The organism is Neisseria sp. P0018.S001 (genome assembly GCF_051957355.1).
Lineage (GTDB): Bacteria > Pseudomonadota > Gammaproteobacteria > Burkholderiales > Neisseriaceae > Neisseria > Neisseria subflava_A.
The window spans coordinates 1-21,588 of record NZ_JBQCWN010000002.1 but is presented as its reverse complement, the minus strand read 5'-3'; the positions used below and the strand labels follow the sequence as shown (position 1 = coordinate 21,588).

Sequence of the window (21,588 nt, the reverse complement as noted above, 5' to 3'; positions counted from 1 at the left end):
CTTTTTAATTAATCCATATCGCTTTCGGGCAATTCTGCCGAACCCATGCGGCGCAGGATGATATTGGTTTTGTTGTGCATCCGTTTGCTCTTAGGATGGTCTGCGTAAAACAGCGGAGCCGGAACGCGCGCCGTGAGTTTGGCGGCTTGTTGGCGGGTGAGGGCGGAGGCAGGTTTCTTGTAGAAATACTGGGACGCAGCTTCCGCGCCGAATACGCCGTAGTGCCACTCGATTGAGTTCAGATACAGCTCGAAAATTCGGTCTTTGTCGGTAACCGCTTCCATCATCGCGGTAATTGCCGCTTCTTCGCCTTTGCGGATGTAGCTGCGGCTTTCGTTGAGAAACAGGTTTTTCGCCAGTTGTTGGCTGATGGTCGAGCCGCCGGCTTTGACTTCTCCGCTTTGCTTATTGCGTTTCATGGCGTATTTAATGCCGTTCCAGTCAAAGCCGCTGTGTTCGGCAAAGTTGGCGTCTTCGGAAGCAATCAGGGCTTTTTTGAGGTTGACGGAAATTTGGTCGTAAGGCACCCAGCGGTAATCCAGCTCGACATCGCGGCCTTCTTTTGCAAACTGGCTCATGCGCATGGACATGAAGGCGGTTTTGCTGGGGGCGACGGCGCGGTAGGTAATGATGTTGCCGTACACATAAGCGTTGAAGAAAATGAAGATGCCGATGGGCAGGGCAATCAGCCATTTGATGATGCGGAACATGGTTACAGGGCTTTCATGTATTCGATAACAGGGCGGATATCGGGCGTAAATCCGCGCCAAATATGGTAAGAAGCGGCAGCCTGACCGACCAGCATGCCCAGGCCGTCTGAAACTTCGGCCGCGCCGTTGCTTTGGGCAAAGTTCAAAAACGCCTGCGCCGCTTCGCCGTAAACCATATCGTAGGCAAGGCGGCAGCCGCGGAAAATTTCAGGGCTGACGGCAGGAAGCTGACCGCTCAAGCCGCCGGATGTGCCGTTGATGATGATATCAAAACCGCCGTTCAAATCCGACATCGGGACGGCTTCAATGCCGAAAAGCCGCGCCAATTCCTCGGCTTTGGCATGGGTACGGTTGGCAATGACGATACGGGCAGGGCGGTGTTCTTTCAAAACAGGAATTACGCCGCGCACCGCGCCGCCTGCGCCCAAAAGCAAAATGGTTTTGCCCTCGATGGCAATGTTTTTGACCTGTGTGATGTCGTTGGCCAAACCGATACCGTCGGTATTGTCGCCGCGTATTCTGCCGTCTTCCAACCACACCAGCGTATTGACCGCGCCGGCAGCCAAAGCGCGGTCGGAATGTTCGTCCGCCAGCGCAAAAGCTTCCTGCTTGAACGGAACAGTTACATTCGCACCTTGCCCACCCTCGGCGCGAAACGCCGCAACAGCCTCGGCAAAACCACCGATTTCGGCACAAATGCGCCCATATTCGATAGCCGCGCCTTCTTGCAGCGCAAACTGTTGATGGATTTGCGGCGATTTACTGTGTGCAACGGGATTGCCGAAAACGGCGTAACGCGGGGTATTGTTCATAAAACAGATTCTGCAGAAATAAAAGAAAAGAGTGCTTATTATAGCGGTCTTTATGTTAAGAAAGCGTAATGTAAAATTGTTGACAATTAAACAGTCTGAAACTATATTTCATTGCGTAAAAACGGGTGCCCTGATGTATTTCAGACGGCCTTACCGTGGTAGAATAACAACTTAAACCCATTCCCTCAGGAGCTGAAGATGTCCATCAAAGACGCTGTAAAACTGATTGAAGAAAGCGAAGCCCGCTTCGTAGATTTGCGCTTTACCGATACCAAAGGCAAGCAGCACCACTTTACCATCCCCGCCCGCATCGTCCTCGACGATCCCGAAGAATGGTTCGAAAACGGTCAAGCGTTTGACGGTTCGTCCATTGGCGGTTGGAAAGGTATTCAGGCTTCAGATATGCAGTTGCGTCCCGATGCGTCTACAGCCTTCGTCGATCCTTTCTACGACGATACCACCGTTGTCTTTACCTGCGACGTTATCGACCCGGCCGACGGCCAAGGCTATGACCGCGACCCCCGCTCTATCGCACGCCGCGCCGAAGCCTATTTGAAATCTTCCGGTATCGGCGACACCGCCTATTTCGGCCCCGAGCCTGAATTCTTCGTTTTTGACGGCGTAGAATTTGAAACCGACATGCACAAAACCCGTTACGAAATCACTTCCGAAAGCGGCGCATGGTCAAGCGGCCTGCACATGGACGGTCAAAACACCGGCCACCGTCCGACCGTCAAAGGCGGTTACGCACCTGTTGCGCCGATTGACTGCGGCCAAGACCTGCGTTCTGCCATGGTCAATGTTTTGGAAGAACTCGGCATCGAAGTTGAAGTCCATCACGCCGAAGTCGGTACCGGCAGCCAAATGGAAATCGGTACCCGTTTCGCTACTTTGGTTAAACGCGCCGACCAAACCCAAGACATGAAATACGTGATTCAAAACGTTGCCCACAACTTCGGCAAAACCGCTACATTCATGCCCAAACCGATTATGGGCGACAACGGCAGCGGTATGCACGTTCACCAATCCATTTGGAAAGATGGTCAAAACCTGTTCTCAGGAGACGGCTATGCCGGTTTGTCCGATACCGCCCTTTATTACATCGGCGGCATCATCAAACACGCCAAAGCCCTGAACGCGATTACCAATCCGTCCACCAACTCCTACAAACGCCTCGTGCCGCACTTTGAAGCGCCGACCAAACTGGCATACTCCGCCAAAAACCGTTCCGCTTCCATCCGCATTCCGTCTGTGAACAGCAGCAAAGCACGCCGTATCGAAGCGCGTTTCCCTGATCCGACCGCCAACCCATACTTGGCATTTGCTGCTTTGTTGATGGCCGGTTTGGACGGTATTCAAAACAAAATCCATCCGGGCGACCCTGCCGATAAAAACCTGTATGACCTGCCTCCGGAAGAAGATGCATTGGTGCCAACCGTTTGCGCTTCTTTGGAAGAAGCACTGGCCGCCCTCAAAGCCGACCACGAATTCCTCCTGCGCGGCGGCGTGTTCAGCAAAGACTGGATCGACAGCTACATCGCCTTCAAAGAGGAAGATGTCCGCCGTATCCGCATGGCGCCGCATCCACTGGAATTTGAAATGTATTACAGCCTGTAAAACAGCTGAGGCATTTTAAATAGGAAATCAAAGGCCGTCTGAAACTGGATTTGAAGTTTCAGACGGCCTTTAGGCTTGAAATAGATAGGGCGATTGAATTAGGTATGATAGCGAGAAGCAATGAATCATGCTGTTTGAAAGCCTTTATGGAATCGGTGCCTTGTGTTAAATTGTGCTAACGGAATCATTTAATCAAAAAGGTTGGGCAGAATGAAGAAGATAATTGGTTTGGCCATTGCTGCAGCATTTGGTTTGAGCGCGTGCAGTAATTTGGATCACAAAACCGCGCACGAGGTCATGTCGATTTCCAATGACCGTATTTTAAAAGAAGACCACAGCTTTAACATCACAGGCAGCTCTCAAGTATATATCAGCCCATTGGCTGAAGCTGTATTGGCAGATGAAAAGGTGGAAAAGAAAGCCGAAGCGAAAGCAGAGGATGCCAAAGCCAAAGAGGGGGAGGAGGCAGCCTCTATGGAGGTTGCTCAAGAAGACGACGCTGCTTTGAAGCAGGAGTTTTCTGAACGAGAAGAGGCTGAGTTCCGCAATGCAATGCTTGATGCCTTGCCGGACGGCAATATCGCACAAGTTGCCGTTGATTATCTGGATAAATATCCTGCCATATCCAGTTACATGGAAGGGGTTCATCTGAATTATGAGGTAGCTGTTGACCTATCAACGCGTCAGTTTGAGATGATTCCTGAATTGGCCATCAACAACCACAATGAAAAACTTAGTATCAAACTTCCTATGAAACTGGATGCGGAAAAATGGGAAATTTATATGGATCCGCCTGCCAGTGCTGCTGCCATTATTAGTGTGTACACCGATGAGAAAATCGGTAAACGTTTAATCAAAGAACCTTTAAAATTGAGTTTGAAAGAAATTGGTGATTCGAAAGGCGTGCCTTTTGATCATATTGCAGAGGCGGGAGTACGTGCTTTTTTGAGTGCCAATAAGGCTATGCCTGCCGATGCATATGTATTTAAAGAAATGGATGCCTTTGGTAAGGCAAACCATGCACGCTATCGTGTACGTCATGTCATGAAACCGGAGTATGATTCTGTCGTAATGAAGGCAATGGCTAAGGCTTTTGATGAAGAATTGTCGAAATTACAGAAAACGCCTCAACCAGGGTCAACAGAAGAAGATTATAAAAATGCGCGGGAATTTTTCAGTATGTCTGTCAACATAAGTGATAACCAGCCACTTAGCGTCCAGCGGATATTCGGTAACAATCTTGTTGTCGACTATTATCTCGACCGCAAAGGCCGCATGTTGGCTTCCCGCATGTATATGCAAATCAACGGCACACATAAGGCCATTAATATTATCGGCGACAGTGTGTACAGCAATTACGGCAAACCGGTCTTCAAATTGAATCCGCAAGGTAAGGGCATTACTTGGAAAGAGCTGAAAGAGTTTTTCAGTTCGAATAAAAAAGAAGACGATTAAAGCCTCAGGCCGTCTGAAAGGATATTTAAGGATATTTTTGTTTTCAGACGGCATATTTGATAAGGAAAACCATGTTTGCAAATTTTGATTTAGGCGTATTTTTGCTGGCAGTATTGCCCGTGTTGTTGGCCATTACCGTGCGCGAAGTGGCACGCGGTTATACGGCGCGGTATTGGGGCGACCATACCGGCGAGCAGTTCGGGCGTTTGACCCTCAATCCACTGCCGCACATCGACCCTGTCGGTACGATTGTCGTGCCGCTGGTGTGTCTGATGATTGGCAGTTTTCTGTTCGGCTGGGCGCGTCCTATGCCCATCGATTCGCGCAATTTCCGCGATCCGCGCCGCGCGTGGCGTTGGGTGTCGATTTCAGGTCCGATTGCCAATCTGATTTTGGCGTTCTTTTGGGGTTTTGTCGTCGTACTTGCCGCGTATGTGCCTGAGTCTTATCAAGCGCCGTTGGTGCAGATGGCCGGTTACGGCGTGATGGTGAACTCGATTTGGGTCGCATTCAGCCTGATTCCGATTTTGCCTTGGGACGGCGGTATTTTTCTCGATACCTTCCTTAACGCCAAGCAGTCCATGCAGTTCCGTAAAATCGAGCCATACGGTACATGGATTATCCTGATTCTTTTGTTTACCGGCCTGCTGGCCAAACTGATTTGGCCGATTATTGCCATGATTCAGACAGCAGTGCAGATGGTGGTCATGCTGTTTATTTAAATGTTTTGGCTGAAAAGGCCGTCTGAAATTCAGTTTCAGACGGCCTTTTTCATTGTGCAACATGTAAATACGATTGGAAAAGTTGCTTAAAAATTGTACAATTTCAGCCCTTTCAATTTGGCGCACACATCATGCACATCGGCGGTTATTTCATTGACAACCCCATCGCACTCGCCCCCATGGCAGGCATTACGGACAAACCGTTCCGCCGGATTTGCCGCGAGTTTGGCGCAGGGTGGGCGGTATGCGAAATGCTGACCAGCGATCCGAGCTTGCGCCATACCAAAAAAACCTTGCGCCGCAACGATTTTGAAGGCGAGGGCGGAGTGGTGGCCGTGCAGATTGCCGGCAGCGATCCGCAGCAGATGGCGGAAGCTGCGCGTTACAACGTCGGCTTGGGCGCGCAGGTGATTGACATCAACATGGGCTGTCCGGCCAAAAAAGTCTGCAATGTGCAGGCAGGCAGCGCGTTGATGCAAAACGAGCCTTTGGTTGCCGAAATCTTGAAAGCCGTTGTAAATGCGGTGGACGTACCCGTTACCCTCAAAACCCGTTTGGGCTGGCATGACGAACATCAAAACTTGCCGACCATCGCCAAAATTGCCGAAGAATCAGGCATCGCAGCCCTTGCCATCCATGGCCGCACCCGTACACAGATGTACAAAGGCGAAGCGCGTTACGAACTGATTGCCGAAACCAAAGGCCGTCTGAACATCCCCGTTTGGGTCAACGGCGATATTATTTCGCCGCAAAAAGCCGCTGCCGTCCTCAAGCAAACCGCCGCCGACGGCATCATGATAGGGCGCGGCGCACAAGGCAGGCCGTGGCTTTTCCGTGATTTAAAACATTACGCCGAATACGGCGTTTTGCCGCCGGCCTTGAGCTTGGCAGAATGCAACGCCACCATTTTGAATCACATCCGCGCCATGCATGAATTTTATGGCGAAATTGCCGGCGTGCGTATCGCCCGAAAACACATCGGCTGGTACATCGACGAAATGCCCGACGGCGAACAAACACGCCGGGACATCAACCGCTTGGACAGTGCCGCAGCACAATACGACACCCTTGCCGCCTATCTTGAGACGCTTTCGGAGAAAACCGACCGCTGGGTGTGTCACTATCGGGAAAGCTGAAGAGTTTCAGACGGCCTTATCATCTAAAAAATAAATCTATTTAAAAACAAACTCAAAGAAAGACATCACGATGAATCAAACGACGACTGACATTGCGCAATGTATTGAACAAAACTTACGACAATACTTCAAAGACTTGGATGGTACAGAACCTTGCGGCGTGTACGATATGGTGTTGCACCAAGTTGAAAAGCCGATGCTGATTTGCGTGATGGAACAATGCGGCGGCAACCAATCTAAAGCGGCGGCCATTTTGGGGTTGAACCGCAATACCCTGCGTAAAAAGCTGCAGCAGCATGGTTTGTTGTAATAGGGAGATAGGGCGGATATTTCTGCCTGCCTATAATGAAAGAACCGGCCATGTCATTTATCCATTGCTTAGATATTTTTGGATTCGCTGACACAATCAAAATAAAAACAGCTTGAAAAGGCTTCAGGCCGTCTGAAGACCAGAGAAGAAACGATTAATTTTTTTACCATGAGTTGAACCATGCTTTACCAAATACTCGCACTGTTAATCTGGGGCAGCTCGTTTATCGCTGCCAAATATTCCTACGAGATGCTCGACCCGGCGCTGATGGTTGAGGCGCGGTTGTTGATTGCCGCATTGATGGTGCTGCCGTCGTGCCGTCGTCATTTAGGCAGGATTCCGCGGAGCGAGTGGAAGCCGTTGTTGTGGATTTCCTTTGTCAACTACGTTGTCGTTTTGATGCTCCAGTTTATCGGTTTGAAATATACATCCGCCGCCAGCGCAGTTACCATGGTGGGGTTGGAGCCTTTGCTGGTGGTCTTTGTCGGTCATTTCTTCTTCAACGACAAAGCCAAACTTTACCACTGGATTTGCTGCGCAGTGGCGTTTGCCGGCGTGGGCATGATGGTCATGGGCGGTGCAGAAGAAGGCGGTACGATTGACTGGTTCGGCTGTTTGCTGATTTTACTTGCAGGATTCGGTTTTGCAGGCGTGATACGTCCGAGCCAGCAGATGATTGTCCGTATTGGTGCGCCTGCATTTACCGCGGCTTCCATGGCGGTGGCGGCGGTGTTGTGCCTGCCGTTTTCGCTGGTGTTGGCAGACAGCTATCAAATCAATTGGTCATGGGGCGGTACGCTGTCGGTTTTGTATATGGGGATTGGCTGTAGCTGGCTCGCCTATCTGTTGTGGAACAAAGGCATGAACACAGTCCCTGCCAACGTCTCCGGCCTGCTGATTTCGCTTGAGCCTGTCATCGGCGTTATCATGGCGGTGTTAATTTTGGGCGAACATTTAAGTACCCTGTCTGCGATGGGCATTACCGTCGTTATTGCGTCCACTTTTGTCGCCGGTATGCTGACACGTGTGAGCAACAAACATAAAAAGGCCGTCTGAAAACGGTTTCAGACGGCCTCAAGTCAGCAGTATCATTTTTAATAAAACATTTTGGGAAAATTTCCATGAAACGCATTATTTCCCTACTTGTACTTGCCTGCCCTATCTTGGCGTCGGCTGCCCCCGATAACGACAAAGCCACTGTACAGGCAATCATTGCCAAGTATTACAACCGACCGCTTGCCGCGCACAAATGCCAGCTTACCTACGCCCCCATTGCCTTACTCATGCCATGATGTACAGGCATGGCAGGCGCAGTATGGGTGGCAAAGAAAATGGGATTTAAATAGGCAAAAGCAAAAGGCCGTCTGAAACCAAATTTCAGACGGCCTTTTACAATAAAATTGTTAACAATATTTGCAAAAACCTACTGCTAAAAATGCGAAACTGGAGGATAATACCGCCCTGAAATTTCATCCCATACTGATTAAACCTTCAACAAAGGAAATCCAAATGTCTTCCATCAAACGCGCCCTGATCAGCCTATCCGACAAGACAGGCGCAGTCGAATTTGCCCAAACCCTGACCAAGCTCGGTGTTGAAATCCTCTCTACCGGCGGTACAGCAAAGCTCTTGGCTGATGCAGGCGTTCCCGTTATCGAAGTTGCCGACTATACCGGTTTTCCCGAAATGCTCGACGGCCGCGTGAAAACCCTGCATCCGAAAATCCACGGCGGCATCCTCGGCCGTCGCGATTTGGACGAACACGTCGCCAAGATGGAAGAACACGGCATCGGTAACATCGACCTCGTGTGCGTCAACCTCTACCCCTTCGCCGCCACCATTGCCAAACCAAACTGCACACTGGAAGACGCGATTGAAAACATCGACATCGGCGGCCCGACCATGGTGCGCTCTGCCGCGAAAAACTGGAAACACGTCGCCATCGTTACCGACACAGCCGATTTCCCGGCCATCGCCGCCGAACTCGAAGCCAACAACGGCGCATTGAGCGACAAAACCCGTTTCAACCTCTCACGCAAAGCATTCAGCCACACCGCCCAATACGACGGCATGATTTCCAACTACCTGACCTCGCTTTCAGACGACGTCTTGAGCGGCACGCCCGAAATCGGCGAATTCCCAAGCCAGTTCAACCAAAATTGGATTAAAGTGCAAGACATGCGCTACGGCGAAAACCCGCACCAACGCGCCGCATTCTACCGCGATATTTACCCCGCCGCAGGCAGCCTTTCCGCCTACAAACAGCTGCAAGGCAAAGAATTGTCTTACAACAACATCGCCGATGCCGATGCCGCATGGGAAGCCGTCAAATCCTTTGACGCGCCGGCCTGCGTGATCGTGAAACACGCCAATCCGTGCGGCGTAGCCATCGCCTCCAATACCTTGGATGCATACAAACTCGCTTACGCCACCGACACCACCAGCGCATTCGGTGGCATCATCGCCTTCAACCGCGAAGTCGACGGCGAAACCGTCAAACAAATTACCGACAACCAATTTATGGAAGTCCTCATGGCGCCGAAGTTCACCGCCGAGGCCCTCGAAATCGCCGCAGCCAAGAAAAACGTGCGCGTATTGGAAGTGCCGCTTGAAGCAGGTGCCAACCGCTTTGAACTCAAACGCGTCGGCGGCGGACTGTTGGTACAAACCCCCGACATCCACCGTATTAGCCGTGCCGATTTGAAAGTCGTCTCCAAACGCCAACCGACCGAGCAAGAATGGAACGACCTGATGTTTGTTTGGAACGTCGCAAAATACGTCAAATCCAACGCCATCGTCTTCGGTAAAGGCGGTCAAACCTACGGCATCGGCGCAGGCCAAATGAGCCGCGTGGACAGCACCCGCATCGCCGCCCGCAAAGCGCAAGATGCCAATCTCGACCTCAACGGCGCATGTGCCGCTTCCGATGCCTTCTTCCCATTCCGTGACGGCGTAGATGTCATTGCCGAGCAGGGCATCAAAGCCATCATCCATCCAGCAGGCTCCATGCGCGACCAAGAAGTCTTTGACGCAGCGGACGAACACGGCATCGCCATGGTCGTCACCGGCATCCGTCATTTCCGCCACTAATAAGCTGATATAAAATAAAGGCCGTCTGAAAACAAAGTTTCAATATCATGAAACCCGTTTTCAGACGGCCTTTTTCAATCATCAAACAATTTAGCGGCCTAACTGTAAATCAGGACAAAGCAACCAAACCCCAGCCAGCCCGATTTATGCAGCAACACAACGCCGCCCAAGTCTAAAGCTAACCCCCTCAGAGCAAGAAACATGAAACACATCCTCCTCATCCTTGCCCTCGCCACACTTACCGCCTGCGCTTCCAGTCATACCGGCGGCTACGGCTATGCCGGCAACAACGGCGCCTCCGCAGGCGTAACCCAAACATTCCGTTGGTAAGGCCGTCTGAAATACGACATGGTTTTCTACAATAGGAAACAAACAAATCCCAAACGTAAAGGCAAGTTTTACACTTGCCTTTTTAATGTTATCTATCGGCTTAATAGCGCATAAATTCGTGTCATTTGCGCACTATTTATATGTTAGGAAAGGTCAAGGCCGTCTAAAAACAGGCTATGCAAAGCCATTACACGTTTCAAACCAATTTTCAATACAAATTTCATTAATTACCTAAATAAATCCAATATTCAAATCTATTACAATAGAAACTATCTAAATCATATATTATTTAATAATCATTATTGTTTAAGAATAAAAACGTAAAATCAAATAGCTAGAAAAAGCGTTTAAATAAAGCAACAAGTAAATCTAACGGGGATTACCGTTGAGAGCGAAAAAATAACACTTTATCGGAAGAGTTGATTTGCGAAACCAAACGCATATAAAATTTGGACAAGGATTCCGAATGCATTGAAGGAAGTTGACAAAAAGTGACTTGTTAAGAAACAAGCTGACAAAAAACGGCACATCGTTTCCCAAACTTCACAAGCTTCCCAAAATGTATCAGCATAAAATCCCATAAAACAGGCTTTTAGCTGCTATTCGGCCGAGTGTAGACTTTTGGCACGGGAATTGCATACACGAGATTACGGCATGAAACCGCATCATAAAGGGGAAACTCTGAAATGCGGCAAATGTGTGGACAGGCAGTTTACAGCCGAGCAACACGTCCCAAAAGAAATCAAACCCCTTACAGGAAAATCGATATGAATAAAGTCTTTAAAGTCATTTGGAACCACGCGACCCAGACATGGACCGCGGTTTCCGAAATCAGCCATGCACACGGCAAAAAATCCGCTTCTGACAAGCGTAAAGCCGTAGCTGCTGCAGTTGCAGCGGCAGGTGCTTTGGCGGTGTCAAACGGTGCAATTGCTGGTACGGATCTAGGTACTAATGATGCAGTTAATATTGCGCCAAATAATGTGCCAAACCCTACTGCCGGACGCGAAGCTGTTGCTGTAGGCCCTAACGCAACTGCCTCACATCAACACTCAATTGCGATTGGTAGAAATGCTACTGCCAAGTGGACTAATACTGTTTCTATTGGTAAAGACACTGTAGCAAGCAAAGACCACGCGCTTGCTATGGCTACGTCAGCAAAAGCCATTGGTATTCAATCTGTTGGCATCGGTTCATACTCTAGCGCTAGTGCGGATTCCGCAGTTGCTCTTGGTCAAAATGCAAAAGCTGGTGGTGAAGTACCAGCTGGTGCTGATAAAGGTCCTGGTACCGCAGCAGTAGCTGTTGGTCTTAATGCAAATGCATCTGCAGCCAATACGGTTGCAACAGGTAAGAACGCTGCTGCAAGTGTTGATAATGCCATTGCGGTTGGTGTTCAATCTAATGCTTCTGGTCGTGCGGCAGCTGCATTGGGTGGATATGCAGCAGCCTCTGCTGAACGTGCGACTGCGGTTGGTGCAGCATCTAAAGCAAGCGGTACGGCCTCTTTTGCTGGTGGTACATCGGCTAATGCTGCTGGTGTAAACTCTGTTGCAGTTGGTGGTTCAATGGAGGCAGCTGAAGCTGCTCAAGCAGTTGGTAATAACTCTATTGCAGTAGGTTCTAAGTCAAATGCCCAACAAGCTTCCGACGTTGCAGTAGGCCATGGTGCGAAAGCCAATGGTACTTCTGCCGGTACTAATGCGGAAGGCTCAGTAAACAATGCCGGTTCGGCAATCGCAGTCGGTACAGAAGCTCAAGCAACTGGTATCGTAGCAATTGCTGTCGGTGAGCGCGCCCAAGCCCTGCAAAACGGCGCATTAGCATTGGGTGGCGACGCTCAAGCGAAACAAGGTTCTGACGTAGCTATCGGTCGTGGTTCCGTAGCTGATGGTACTTCTGCGGCTGCATTCGGTCCTGCTGCTAAAGCAGGTGCTCGATACGCGGTAGCATTGGGTGTACAAAGTAACGCTGCTTCTACGCAAGCGATTGCATTAGGCCGTGGTGCTAAAGCCAATGGTGGTGATTATGCAACTGCTCTGGGTAACGATGCTCAAGCAACAGCTAAAAACACTTTGGCTTTGGGTACTGAAGCTAAATCTACTATCGAAAACAGCGTAGCTCTGGGTAACGGTTCTACAACCAGCAACTTCGTACCTACCAACAGTGGTACTGTTGGCGGCTACACTTACGGTGGTTTCGCAGGCGCAACCAGCGGTTTAAATAACGGCGCAGTATTGTCTGTAGGTTCTGCAGGTAAAGAACGTCAAATCCAAAACGTTGCCGCAGGCCGTATTTCTCAAACTTCTACCGATGCAATCAACGGCTCTCAATTGTTCGCCGTAGCAAGCCGCATCGAAAATCTGAATCCATTTGTATTCCAAGGCCACGATGGTAGCGGTAGCTCACCAGCTGCAGGTACATACAGATACGATCCTAAATCAAATGCCAATAACACCCTGAAACTGATCGCTGGTGAAGGTCTGAAAATGACTTCAAACGGCACTAACGAATACACCCTGAGCGTAGTAGGTGGTGGTGCTAAAGGCGAAAAAGGTGATGCTGGTCCTGCTGGCCCTAAAGGCGAAAAAGGTGATGCTGGTCCTGCTGGCCCTAAAGGCGAAAAAGGTGATGCTGGTCCTGCTGGCCCTAAAGGCGAAAAAGGTGATGCTGGTCCTGCTGGCCCTAAAGGCGAAAAAGGCGATACTGGTCCTGCTGGTCCTAAAGGCGATACCGGCGAAAAAGGTGACACTGGAGAAAACGGCACCAACTACAATATTGAAGTTGAAGATAATGACGCTGACGGCACTCATACCATCACTATTACCAATGAAAGTACTGGCTCAGTCACTACTACCATCGTAAAAGACGGTAAAAACGGTAAAGATGGTAAAGACGGCGCTACTGGCGCAGCAGGCGCTAAAGGCGAAAAAGGTGACACTGGCGCCGCTGGCGAAAAAGGCGAAAAAGGTGACACTGGCGCCGCTGGCGAAAAAGGCGAGAAAGGTGACACTGGTGCCGCAGGTGCCGCTGGCGAAAAAGGCGAGAAAGGTGACACTGGCGCCGCTGGCGAAAAAGGCGAAAAAGGTGATACCGGCGCCGCTGGCGAAAAAGGCGAAAAAGGTGACACTGGCGCCGCTGGCGAAAAAGGCGAAAAAGGTGACACTGGCGCCGCTGGCGAAAAAGGCGAGAAAGGTGACACTGGCGCCGCTGGCGAAAAAGGCGAAAAAGGTGACACTGGCGCCGCTGGCGAAAAAGGCGAGAAAGGTGACACTGGTGCCGCAGGTGCCGCTGGCGAAAAAGGCGAAAAAGGTGATACCGGCGCTGCTGGCGAAAAAGGCGAAAAAGGTGACACTGGCGCCGCTGGCGAAAAAGGCGAAAAAGGTGACACTGGCGCCGCTGGCGAAAAAGGCGAAAAAGGTGACACTGGCGCCGCTGGCGAAAAAGGCGAAAAAGGTGATACCGGCGCTGCTGGCGAAAAAGGCGAAAAAGGTGACACTGGCGCCGCTGGCGAAAAAGGCGAAAAAGGTGATACCGGCGCTGCTGGCGAAAAAGGCGAAAAAGGTGATACCGGCGCTGCTGGCGAAAAAGGCGAAAAAGGTGACACTGGCGCCGCTGGCGAAAAAGGCGAGAAAGGTGACACTGGCGCCGCTGGCGAAAAAGGCGAAAAAGGTGACACTGGCGCCGCTGGCGAAAAAGGCGAGAAAGGTGACACTGGTGCCGCAGGTGCCGCTGGCGAAAAAGGCGAAAAAGGTGATACCGGCGCTGCTGGCGAAAAAGGCGAAAAAGGTGACACTGGCGCCGCTGGCGAAAAAGGCGAAAAAGGTGACACTGGCGCCGCTGGCGAAAAAGGCGAAAAAGGTGACACTGGCGCCGCTGGCGAAAAAGGCGAAAAAGGTGATACCGGCGCTGCTGGCGAAAAAGGCGAAAAAGGTGACACTGGTGCCGCTGGCGCTAAAGGTGACACTGGTGAAAAAGGTGGCAGCATCACAGGTGAAGTTGTAGATAATGGTGATGGTACCCATACAATCACTGTTACTGATCTTGATACCGGTTCAGTCACTACTACCATCGTTAAAGACGGTAAAGACGGTGTAGATGGTAAGAATGCTAAAGCCGACGTTAAAGACAACGGCGACGGTACTCACACTGTAACCATCACTGATGGTGAAGGTAATACCACTACTACTATCATTAAAGATGGTAAGAATGCTGAAGCCGACGTTAAAGACAACGGCAACGGTACTCACACTGTAACCATCAAAGACGGTAACGGTAATACCACTACTACCATCCTTAAAGACGGTGCAACTGGTGCCAAAGGCGATACCGGCGCAACTGGTGCAACCGGTGCCGATGGTAAGAACGCTGAAGCCGACGTTAAAGACAACGGCAACGGTACCCACACTGTAACCATTAAAGACGGTAACGGTAACACCACTACTACCATCCTTAAAGACGGTGCTACTGGCGCTACCGGTGCAACTGGTGCCGACGGTAAGAACGCTGAAGCCGACGTTAAAGACAACGGCAATGGCACTCACACTGTAACCATCACTGATGGCGAAGGTAATACCACTACTACTATCGTTAAAGACGGTGCAACTGGCGCTACCGGTGCAACTGGTGCAGACGGTAAGAATGCTAAAGCCGAAGTTAAAGACAACGGCAACGGCACTCACACTGTAACCATCACTGATGGCGAAGGTAATACCACTACTACCATTGTTAAAGATGGTACAGCTGCAGCTAAAGGTGATACCGGTGACAACGGTAAGTCTGCTGAAGGTAAAGTTGAGCGTGATGAAGCTAAAGGTACTTCTACCATCACTATCAACAACTTCGATAAAGACGGTAAAGTCATCTCTACTTCTACTGCAACCGTGAAAGATGGTAAAGACGGTAAAGACGGTAAAGACGGTAAAGACGGTAAAGATGCTGATGGCACCTTCGGTCTGGTTGACGAGACTGGTACTACTGATGGCTCTATCTCCAAACCTCTGAATAACACTATTCAGATTAAAGGTGATGCGGGTACTAAAGTTCAAGTATTCGACAAAGCAACCGGTAAGACTTCAGAGAAAGAAGTTCAAAACATCTTCGTTAAGAAAGACGGCGATGCGCTGAAAGTCAGCATGAACCCTGATCTGACCGTTAACAGTGTTACTACTAACGAACTGAAAGCAGGTCCTGTAACCATCAACCAAGGTGGTATCGATGCCGGCAATACTACTATCCAAAATGTTGCTCCAGGTAAGAAAGGTACCGATGCAGTTAACGTTGACCAGCTGAACCAAAAATTCGGCGATGTGAACAGCAATGTGAACAAGGTTGACAACAACGCCCGCGCAGGTGTGGCTCAAGCTCTGGCTACTGCCGGTCTGCCACAAGCTTACTTGCCAGGTAAGAGCATGCTGGCTATCGGTGGCGGTCACTACCGCGGTGAAACCGGTTACGCTGTCGGCTTCTCTAGCATCTCCGATGGTGGTAACTGGATCATCAAAGGTACTGCTTCCGGCAACTCACGTGGTCACTTCGGTGCTACCGCAGCAGTTGGTTACCAATGGTAATCTGACTTTCAGACGGCCTGAAAAGGCCGTCTGAAAAGACGAAGCAAAGTAAATGCGGCCTATTTAGGCCGCATTTTTTTATGCTTAGATTATGTGTTGGGTTTATTCGATGAATTAATCATCATAGTAGCCAAAGAGAAATGAATATATCTTTAGCAGTCTGTTGTAATTTAAAAGGCCGTCTGAAACATCATTTGATGTTTCAGACGGCCTTTCATTTATTCGAACGATATGGCATTAGTCCCAAATATTTGCGCGTTCGACTTCTTTCCATGCGTCTAGAATCAGGCTGCCGTCGTTGTCTTTCAGCAAAGCGGCATCTGAGAGCATACGGCGCCAAGTGCGGGCATTTTTTAGGCCGTGCATCAAGCCCAGTGCATGGCGGACGATGTGGCGTAGGATGGTGCCGCGCCCTGAGGCGATTTGTTCGCGGCTGTATGCGTATAGCCAAGCTGCTAAATCTGCGTATTGGATTGGTGCGTGTGTGTCGTTGTAAAACAGTACATCCCAATTGCGCATCAGCATTGGATTATGATAAGCCTCGCGCCCGATCATGACCCCATCGACAAATTTCAGATGTTCGGCGATTTCTTCGTTGGTGGTGATGCCGCCGTTAATCAAAATTTCCAAGTCGGGAAAATTTTGTTTTAAGCGATAGACGTATTCATATTTGAGTGGCGGGACTTCGCGGTTTTCTTTCGGGGATAAACCGTCTAACCAAGCATTACGCGCATGGACGATAAATGTGCGGCAGGCTGTTTTTTTGTGTAATGTTCCCACAAAATCTGCTACGACTTGATATTCTGTTTGTCTGTCTACACCGATGCGGTGTTTGACCGTCACCGGAATTTCAACTGCATCCTGCATCGCGTTCAAACAATCTGCCACCAAATCTACATCATTCATCAGGCAAGCGCCGAAAGCGCCTTTTTGAACGCGTGGGCTGGGGCAGCCGCAATTTAGGTTGACTTCATTATAGCCATACGCTTCAGCCGCTTTGGTAGCGATTGCCAAGTCATGCGGATCTGAGCCGCCAAGCTGTAAAGCTACCGGTTGCTCGCCTTCGTTGAAACTCAAAAAGCGGTCTTTATCTCCGTAAACTACTGCGCCTGAATTGACCATTTCGCTATAAAGCCAAGCATTGCGTGTAATTTGTCGCGCCATAAAGCGATAGTGTCTGTCTGTCCAATCAAGCATAGGTGCGACAGACAAGTGGCGGGAAGGTAGGGAAGAAGCAGGCATTGAGATGACTTTCAAACAAAATAATGCATTATATAGTGTATTAAATTGACTTTCGATATCGGCCGGTAAATCAAAATTATATATAAGGATCACTGGGTCAGCCGTGTTGTAGCTAAGGCTAAATCCATTCATTGTGGTGGAAATCCAATATTCAGACGGCCAAATAAGTTTTAAAATGTCAAACAACAAACCATTAGAATGATAAGGAAAAAAACATGGCACAATTTTTCGCCATCCATCCCGATAATCCCCAAGACCGCCTCATCAAGCAAGCCGCCGATATTGTCCGCAGTGGCGGTGTCATCGTTTACCCTACGGATTCCTGCTATGCGCTGGGTTGCAAACTAGGCGACAAAACCGCGATGGAGCGCATTCTCACAATCCGCAAAATCGATCAAAAACACCATCTGACCTTGATGTGTGCCGATTTGAGCGAATTGGGTACTTACGCCAAAGTAGATAATGCCCAATTCCGCCAGCTTAAAGCAGCTACGCCCGGCAGCTACACCTTTATCTTGCAGGCAACCAAAGAAGTACCCAATCGCACGCTTCATCCCAAGCGCAAAACCATCGGCCTGCGTGTTCCCAATAACGCTACTGCCTTGGCGCTTTTGCAAGAATTGGGCGAACCTATTTTAAGTTGCACCCTCATGCTGCCCGAAGACGACGAGCCATTGACCGATCCATACGAAATCCGAGACTGTCTTGAGCATGCTGTTGATTTGGTTATTGATGGTGGCTGGTGCGGTACTGAGCCGACGACGGTTATCGATATGACCGATGGTACCGAGCTGATTCGTCAAGGCAAGGGCGATATTGCCGTATTCGGTTTGTAAAACCACCCGCGTTTGTATAAGTAGGGATATGCGTGTTCTTTCTATTATGTATTAAAAGCATATTGCCGATTTTATTGATAGCTTAAAAACCAAATTATTCAATGTAAGTAGTTGTTCAATATCATTTCATTAAAGGCCGTCTGAAACATTTCAGACGGCCTTTTTCTTTCGTTTTTTAATAAATAATATTTTAAATAATTGGCATATGAGTTGCATGATTACTGTACTTGCTTATGACTTGTCAATGGAATACAACAAACCGCTTATCAATAGAAACATGGCTGGAGCCCTTTTGATAATTGGTTTTTTGGTTGAAAGCCGTAATTTCATTTAGAAATTAAAGATAATCGGTTGATATTTCTGACTAGCGGATATTTAGTAAGTATGAAATACTATTTCATTTCGAGATAGTGAAAGACCTAAATTTCGTCTTAAAGTGACAATAAACGTCAGCTCGAAGCAAGCATTTTGCAGGGAAATCCTCCGCAATAGATTTTTTAAAGTAGCGTCATGCTCACGCCTACGCTTTTACTCATCATAAAAAGAGAAAGACACACTAATGAATAAGATATTTAAAGTCGTTTGGAACCGTACGATTCAATCTTTCGTTGTAACGTCCGAATTAGCCAAAGGCCGTGTGAAATCGTCCGCAGAACAAAACAGTACAGATGTATCTGCCGAATCCGGTAAAAATGGTATTGCGACAGTTTTCAGATTGACAGTAATTTCGGCAGCTCTTTTGGGTGCAGGTAATTCGTATGCGGCAACTGCTCAACAAGGAAAAATTGCGGTTGATCCTCCGACCAGTGCTACTGCGGTTAGTGGTGCAACAGCGACCGGTATTGGTGCCCTGTCAGTAGGAGCATCAGCCAATGCTACGGCTAATGGTGCAGTTGCGGTAGGTACGAGTGCAAATGCAACACATAATAACAGCCTTGCTGTTGGTACAAATGCCAAAGCTACTCAAAATCATGCTGTTGCGATGGGTGCAGATACAAGTGCAAGTAGTTCAAATGCAACAGCGATAGGTAAAAGTGCCAATGCTGTTTCTGCAGATTCAACAGCATTGGGTGCAGATTCCAAAGCAAATGGTACGCAAGCGACAGCGGTAGGTAAGAATGCTCTTGCCAATAATACGAACACAACAGCATTGGGTAATTCGGCGCAAGCATTTGGTATAGGCTCAATGGCTTTGGGCCAATCCAGCACATCAAGAGGTCAAGACGGCATTGCAATTGGCAGCGGCAGTCAGGCTGCAGCCAATGCGCAAAATGCCATTGCAATCGGTACCAATGCAGTGGGTTATCAAAGTGAGTCTATCGCCATAGGTAATTCAGCCCAAGCTCAAACTGGAAATACCATTGCCATCGGTAAAAGTGCAGTGGCAAATTCTCCAGCTTCGGGTAATGCAGCATCAAGTGCTATTGCACTTGGTGCAGACGCGAATGCAACCGGACTTGGTACGATTGCTATTGGACGTGCATCTGGAGTTCTTTCGCAAAATATTATGAATGTGAATGTAACGCACAATAATATTGCTATTGGTAATACGGCTCGAGTAGGCGATTCAAGTAGTTCTAAGATAACCCAGTCTATTGCTATTGGTTCAGGTAACCGTGTTGATCCACAGGGCAGACCTGAGGTGAGGGTGCGTGGGCAAAGGGAGACCAATCTATTGCGGTTGGCGGCAATGTCTTGGCTAATGGTAATTCATCTGTTGCTATTGGTGGTGATGATTTAGATTCGGTAGGTAGTACTCGATATTCTGGCAATGCAACGGATAAATTCATCAAATATAATGAAAAAGGTGCAAAGACCGGTGAATATACGCTGAGCGGTAAAAGTCTGCGTGATATTTATAAAGAGATGACTGGTGATACGATGAATCACGGTTCTTATGGTAATACTATTGCCGGTCAAGGTTCTGTTGCATTAGGTGTGCAGTCTAATTCATCTGCCGATTTGTCTCTGGCTATCGGTACCAAATCTCAGGCCACTGCCTTTGGCGGTGTAGCTTTGGGTACAGGTGCAAAAGCAACTTTGCTGAACTCTGTAGCTTTGGGTACGGCTTCTAAAACCGATAAAGAAGGTCGGGCATACGTTCAACGCGAAATTATGGGTGTAACCTACACTTGGGCAGGCGGTCAAACTACCGATGCCGGTGATGTTGTGTCTGTTGGTTCTCAAGGTTACGAACGCCAAATTATCAATGTATCCCCTGGCGATATTTCTGCTACTTCTACTGATGCCATCAACGGCTCTCAACTTTATGGCGTATTGAATGCGCTTGAACGCGTTCGTTATTTTTCTGTTAAGTCAGAAGAAGGCAAAACTGACGGTACGAAAAACTGGAATAATGATGGCGCAAAAGCAACCAATTCGATTGCCATCGGACCAAATGCAGCAACAAGTACAGGTGCGACGGGTAGTGTTTCCTTGGGCCATAATGCCAACGTACTTGGTTCGTCTTCTGTTGCCGTTGGCCCAAATGCAACTGTAACTTCAGGAACTGTGGGAGCCGTGGCTTTAGGCTCTAATGCCAATTCCCGCGGTACAGGCTCTATTGCCATAGGTTTGAACACAGAAAATGATCGCAATTACTCTATAGTCGTCGGTGCTCACAGTAGAGCCAACTACGAAAATGCAACTGTTGTCGGTGCAAGGGCAGCAGCACAAAATAACGGTACGGCAATGGGCTATTTGTCAAATGCAGTCGGTGATGATTCTGTTGCAATTGGTCATCAGGCGCAGACAATGCAAGCTTATTCTATCGCCATTGGTAAGCAGGCAAACAGTTCAGGCCTTTATTCCACCGCTATTGGTTCCTCAGCCCAAGCTGCCGGGCAGAATAGTTTTGCCGGCGGTAATAATGCAAAAGCGACTGGAAGCGATTCAGTTGCGTTGGGTAATGGTGCGACGACTACGGTTGGTAGCTCTGTTGCATTGGGCAATGGTGCTGTTGGCACTGCCAATAATTTTGATGCAACAGCTAAAAATGCAACATTCAAAAACGATAGCGGTGCGACGACCAATGTCAGCTATTCAGCTTCTTCATCTGCTAAAACAGGCGCGGTTTCTGTAGGCAGCGCAGGCAATGAACGCCAAATTCACAATGTTGCCGCAGGCCGTATTTCCGCCACTTCAACCGATGCAGTTAATGGTAGCCAACTGTACACAGTGATGAACAATGTTGGACACAATATCCAACAAAACGGTACAGACAAATCCCGTATCAATAACAACGGTACCGTCAATTACGCTAATGGCAACTTGACGACCGTTGCAGTTACCGATGGCGAGAATGCGTCAAAAGTCCAAATCAACGTCACTCAAGGCACATTGTCTGTCAATAATAATGGCACAGTGTCCGCACCGACTGCCGGTGTAGCGACTGCCGGCGATGTAGCCAATGCCATCAATAATGCCAAAACCACAACCAATGTAGCGGCAGGCAGCAACACGCACGTTAATAAAACAACTTCAGGCAAAGAAACCACTTATACCGTCAGCGCAGATAAAGCAACGGTACAAGTTTCCAATGCTTTGAATTTGAATTCTAATACCACAACTGCATCCGATGGCGCAGTCACAACTAATTACAGTATCGATCTCGCTCAAAGCACTAAAGATAACATCCAAAAAGGCGTAGATGCCAAAACCGCCGTTGACAGCAAAGGCCTGACCTTCAACGGCGACAGCGGCAGCACCAATATCGAAAAACTCGGCTCCACCGTGACCGTTGCCGGCGACGACAACAT

Annotated in this window: 15 protein-coding genes and 2 pseudogenes; 14 read left to right on the top strand and 3 right to left on the bottom strand. The window is 49.0% G+C overall.

All coding sequences use genetic code 11. The annotated features are described in order from the left end of the window. Positions 1–8: 8 nt before the first annotated feature. Positions 9–710, bottom strand: coding sequence for a monofunctional biosynthetic peptidoglycan transglycosylase (mtgA, locus tag ACTHTJ_RS01580; RefSeq protein ID WP_003684244.1), 702 nt, complete (start codon positions 708–710; stop codon positions 9–11). A 2-nt stretch (positions 711–712) separates the two neighbouring features. After that, the gene (aroE, locus tag ACTHTJ_RS01575) at positions 713–1,522 is read right to left on the bottom strand and encodes a shikimate dehydrogenase (RefSeq protein ID WP_070585039.1); all 810 of its coding nucleotides are present in this window, start codon (positions 1,520–1,522) and stop codon (positions 713–715) included. Between the two features lie 198 nt (positions 1,523–1,720). Here aroE and glnA point away from each other — a divergent pair, with 198 nt between their 5' ends. The 10 genes from glnA to ACTHTJ_RS01525 all read left to right on the top strand — a co-directional run bounded on the left by glnA (position 1,721) and on the right by ACTHTJ_RS01525 (position 15,752). Further along, positions 1,721–3,139, top strand: coding sequence for a type I glutamate--ammonia ligase (glnA, locus tag ACTHTJ_RS01570; RefSeq protein WP_049328869.1), 1,419 nt, complete (start codon positions 1,721–1,723; stop codon positions 3,137–3,139). 210 nt (positions 3,140–3,349) lie between these two features. After that, positions 3,350–4,594 (top strand): hypothetical protein, encoded by a 1,245-nt coding sequence (locus ACTHTJ_RS01565; RefSeq protein WP_070585037.1) that lies wholly within the window; start codon positions 3,350–3,352, stop codon positions 4,592–4,594. A 71-nt stretch (positions 4,595–4,665) separates the two neighbouring features. Continuing rightward, positions 4,666–5,316 (top strand): site-2 protease family protein, encoded by a 651-nt coding sequence (locus ACTHTJ_RS01560; protein WP_070585035.1) that lies wholly within the window; start codon positions 4,666–4,668, stop codon positions 5,314–5,316. A gap of 131 nt (positions 5,317–5,447) precedes the next feature. Beyond that, complete coding sequence (gene dusB / locus ACTHTJ_RS01555) at positions 5,448–6,452, top strand: tRNA dihydrouridine synthase DusB (RefSeq protein WP_440360842.1); 1,005 nt, start codon at positions 5,448–5,450, stop codon at positions 6,450–6,452. Between the two features lie 70 nt (positions 6,453–6,522). Further along, the gene (locus ACTHTJ_RS01550; RefSeq protein ID WP_070459344.1) at positions 6,523–6,762 is read left to right on the top strand and encodes a Fis family transcriptional regulator; all 240 of its coding nucleotides are present in this window, start codon (positions 6,523–6,525) and stop codon (positions 6,760–6,762) included. 180 nt (positions 6,763–6,942) lie between these two features. Continuing rightward, positions 6,943–7,818, top strand: a complete 876-nt coding sequence (locus tag ACTHTJ_RS01545; protein WP_219089427.1) for a DMT family transporter — start codon at positions 6,943–6,945, stop codon at positions 7,816–7,818. Positions 7,819–7,883: 65 nt separating this feature from the next. Further along, a complete protein-coding gene (locus tag ACTHTJ_RS01540; protein WP_219089735.1) occupies positions 7,884–8,054 on the top strand; it encodes a hypothetical protein in 171 nt (56 codons plus the stop codon). Positions 8,055–8,271: 217 nt separating this feature from the next. Further along, positions 8,272–9,852, top strand: coding sequence for a bifunctional phosphoribosylaminoimidazolecarboxamide formyltransferase/IMP cyclohydrolase (purH, locus tag ACTHTJ_RS01535; RefSeq protein ID WP_440360843.1), 1,581 nt, complete (start codon positions 8,272–8,274; stop codon positions 9,850–9,852). A 201-nt stretch (positions 9,853–10,053) separates the two neighbouring features. Then, a complete protein-coding gene (locus ACTHTJ_RS01530; protein ID WP_273620690.1) occupies positions 10,054–10,182 on the top strand; it encodes a hypothetical protein in 129 nt (42 codons plus the stop codon). Positions 10,183–10,949: 767 nt separating this feature from the next. Continuing rightward, on the top strand, positions 10,950–15,752 hold the full coding sequence (locus ACTHTJ_RS01525; RefSeq protein WP_440362658.1) for a collagen-flanked surface repeat-containing protein: 4,803 nt from the start codon (positions 10,950–10,952) through the stop codon (positions 15,750–15,752). A gap of 237 nt (positions 15,753–15,989) precedes the next feature. Here the strand turns inward: ACTHTJ_RS01525 and dusA are convergent, their stop codons facing one another. Then, on the bottom strand, positions 15,990–16,994 hold the full coding sequence (gene dusA / locus ACTHTJ_RS01520; protein ID WP_070460248.1) for a tRNA dihydrouridine(20/20a) synthase DusA: 1,005 nt from the start codon (positions 16,992–16,994) through the stop codon (positions 15,990–15,992). A 215-nt stretch (positions 16,995–17,209) separates the two neighbouring features. Between dusA and ACTHTJ_RS01515 the strand changes: the two genes are divergently transcribed. The 4 genes and pseudogenes from ACTHTJ_RS01515 to ACTHTJ_RS01500 all read left to right on the top strand — a co-directional run. Beyond that, positions 17,210–17,830: an L-threonylcarbamoyladenylate synthase gene (locus tag ACTHTJ_RS01515; protein ID WP_070583532.1), complete on the top strand. Its 621-nt coding sequence runs from the start codon at positions 17,210–17,212 to the stop codon at positions 17,828–17,830. A 559-nt stretch (positions 17,831–18,389) separates the two neighbouring features. Next, the gene (locus tag ACTHTJ_RS01510; RefSeq protein WP_440360846.1) at positions 18,390–19,571 is read left to right on the top strand and encodes an ESPR-type extended signal peptide-containing protein; all 1,182 of its coding nucleotides are present in this window, start codon (positions 18,390–18,392) and stop codon (positions 19,569–19,571) included. Continuing rightward, positions 19,493–19,864 (top strand): annotated as a pseudogene (locus ACTHTJ_RS01505) (hypothetical protein); the annotation flags it as partial. The gene ACTHTJ_RS01510 and the pseudogene ACTHTJ_RS01505, both read left to right, overlap by 79 nt. An 81-nt stretch (positions 19,865–19,945) precedes the next feature. Beyond that, positions 19,946–21,588 (top strand): annotated as a pseudogene (locus ACTHTJ_RS01500) (hypothetical protein); the annotation flags it as partial.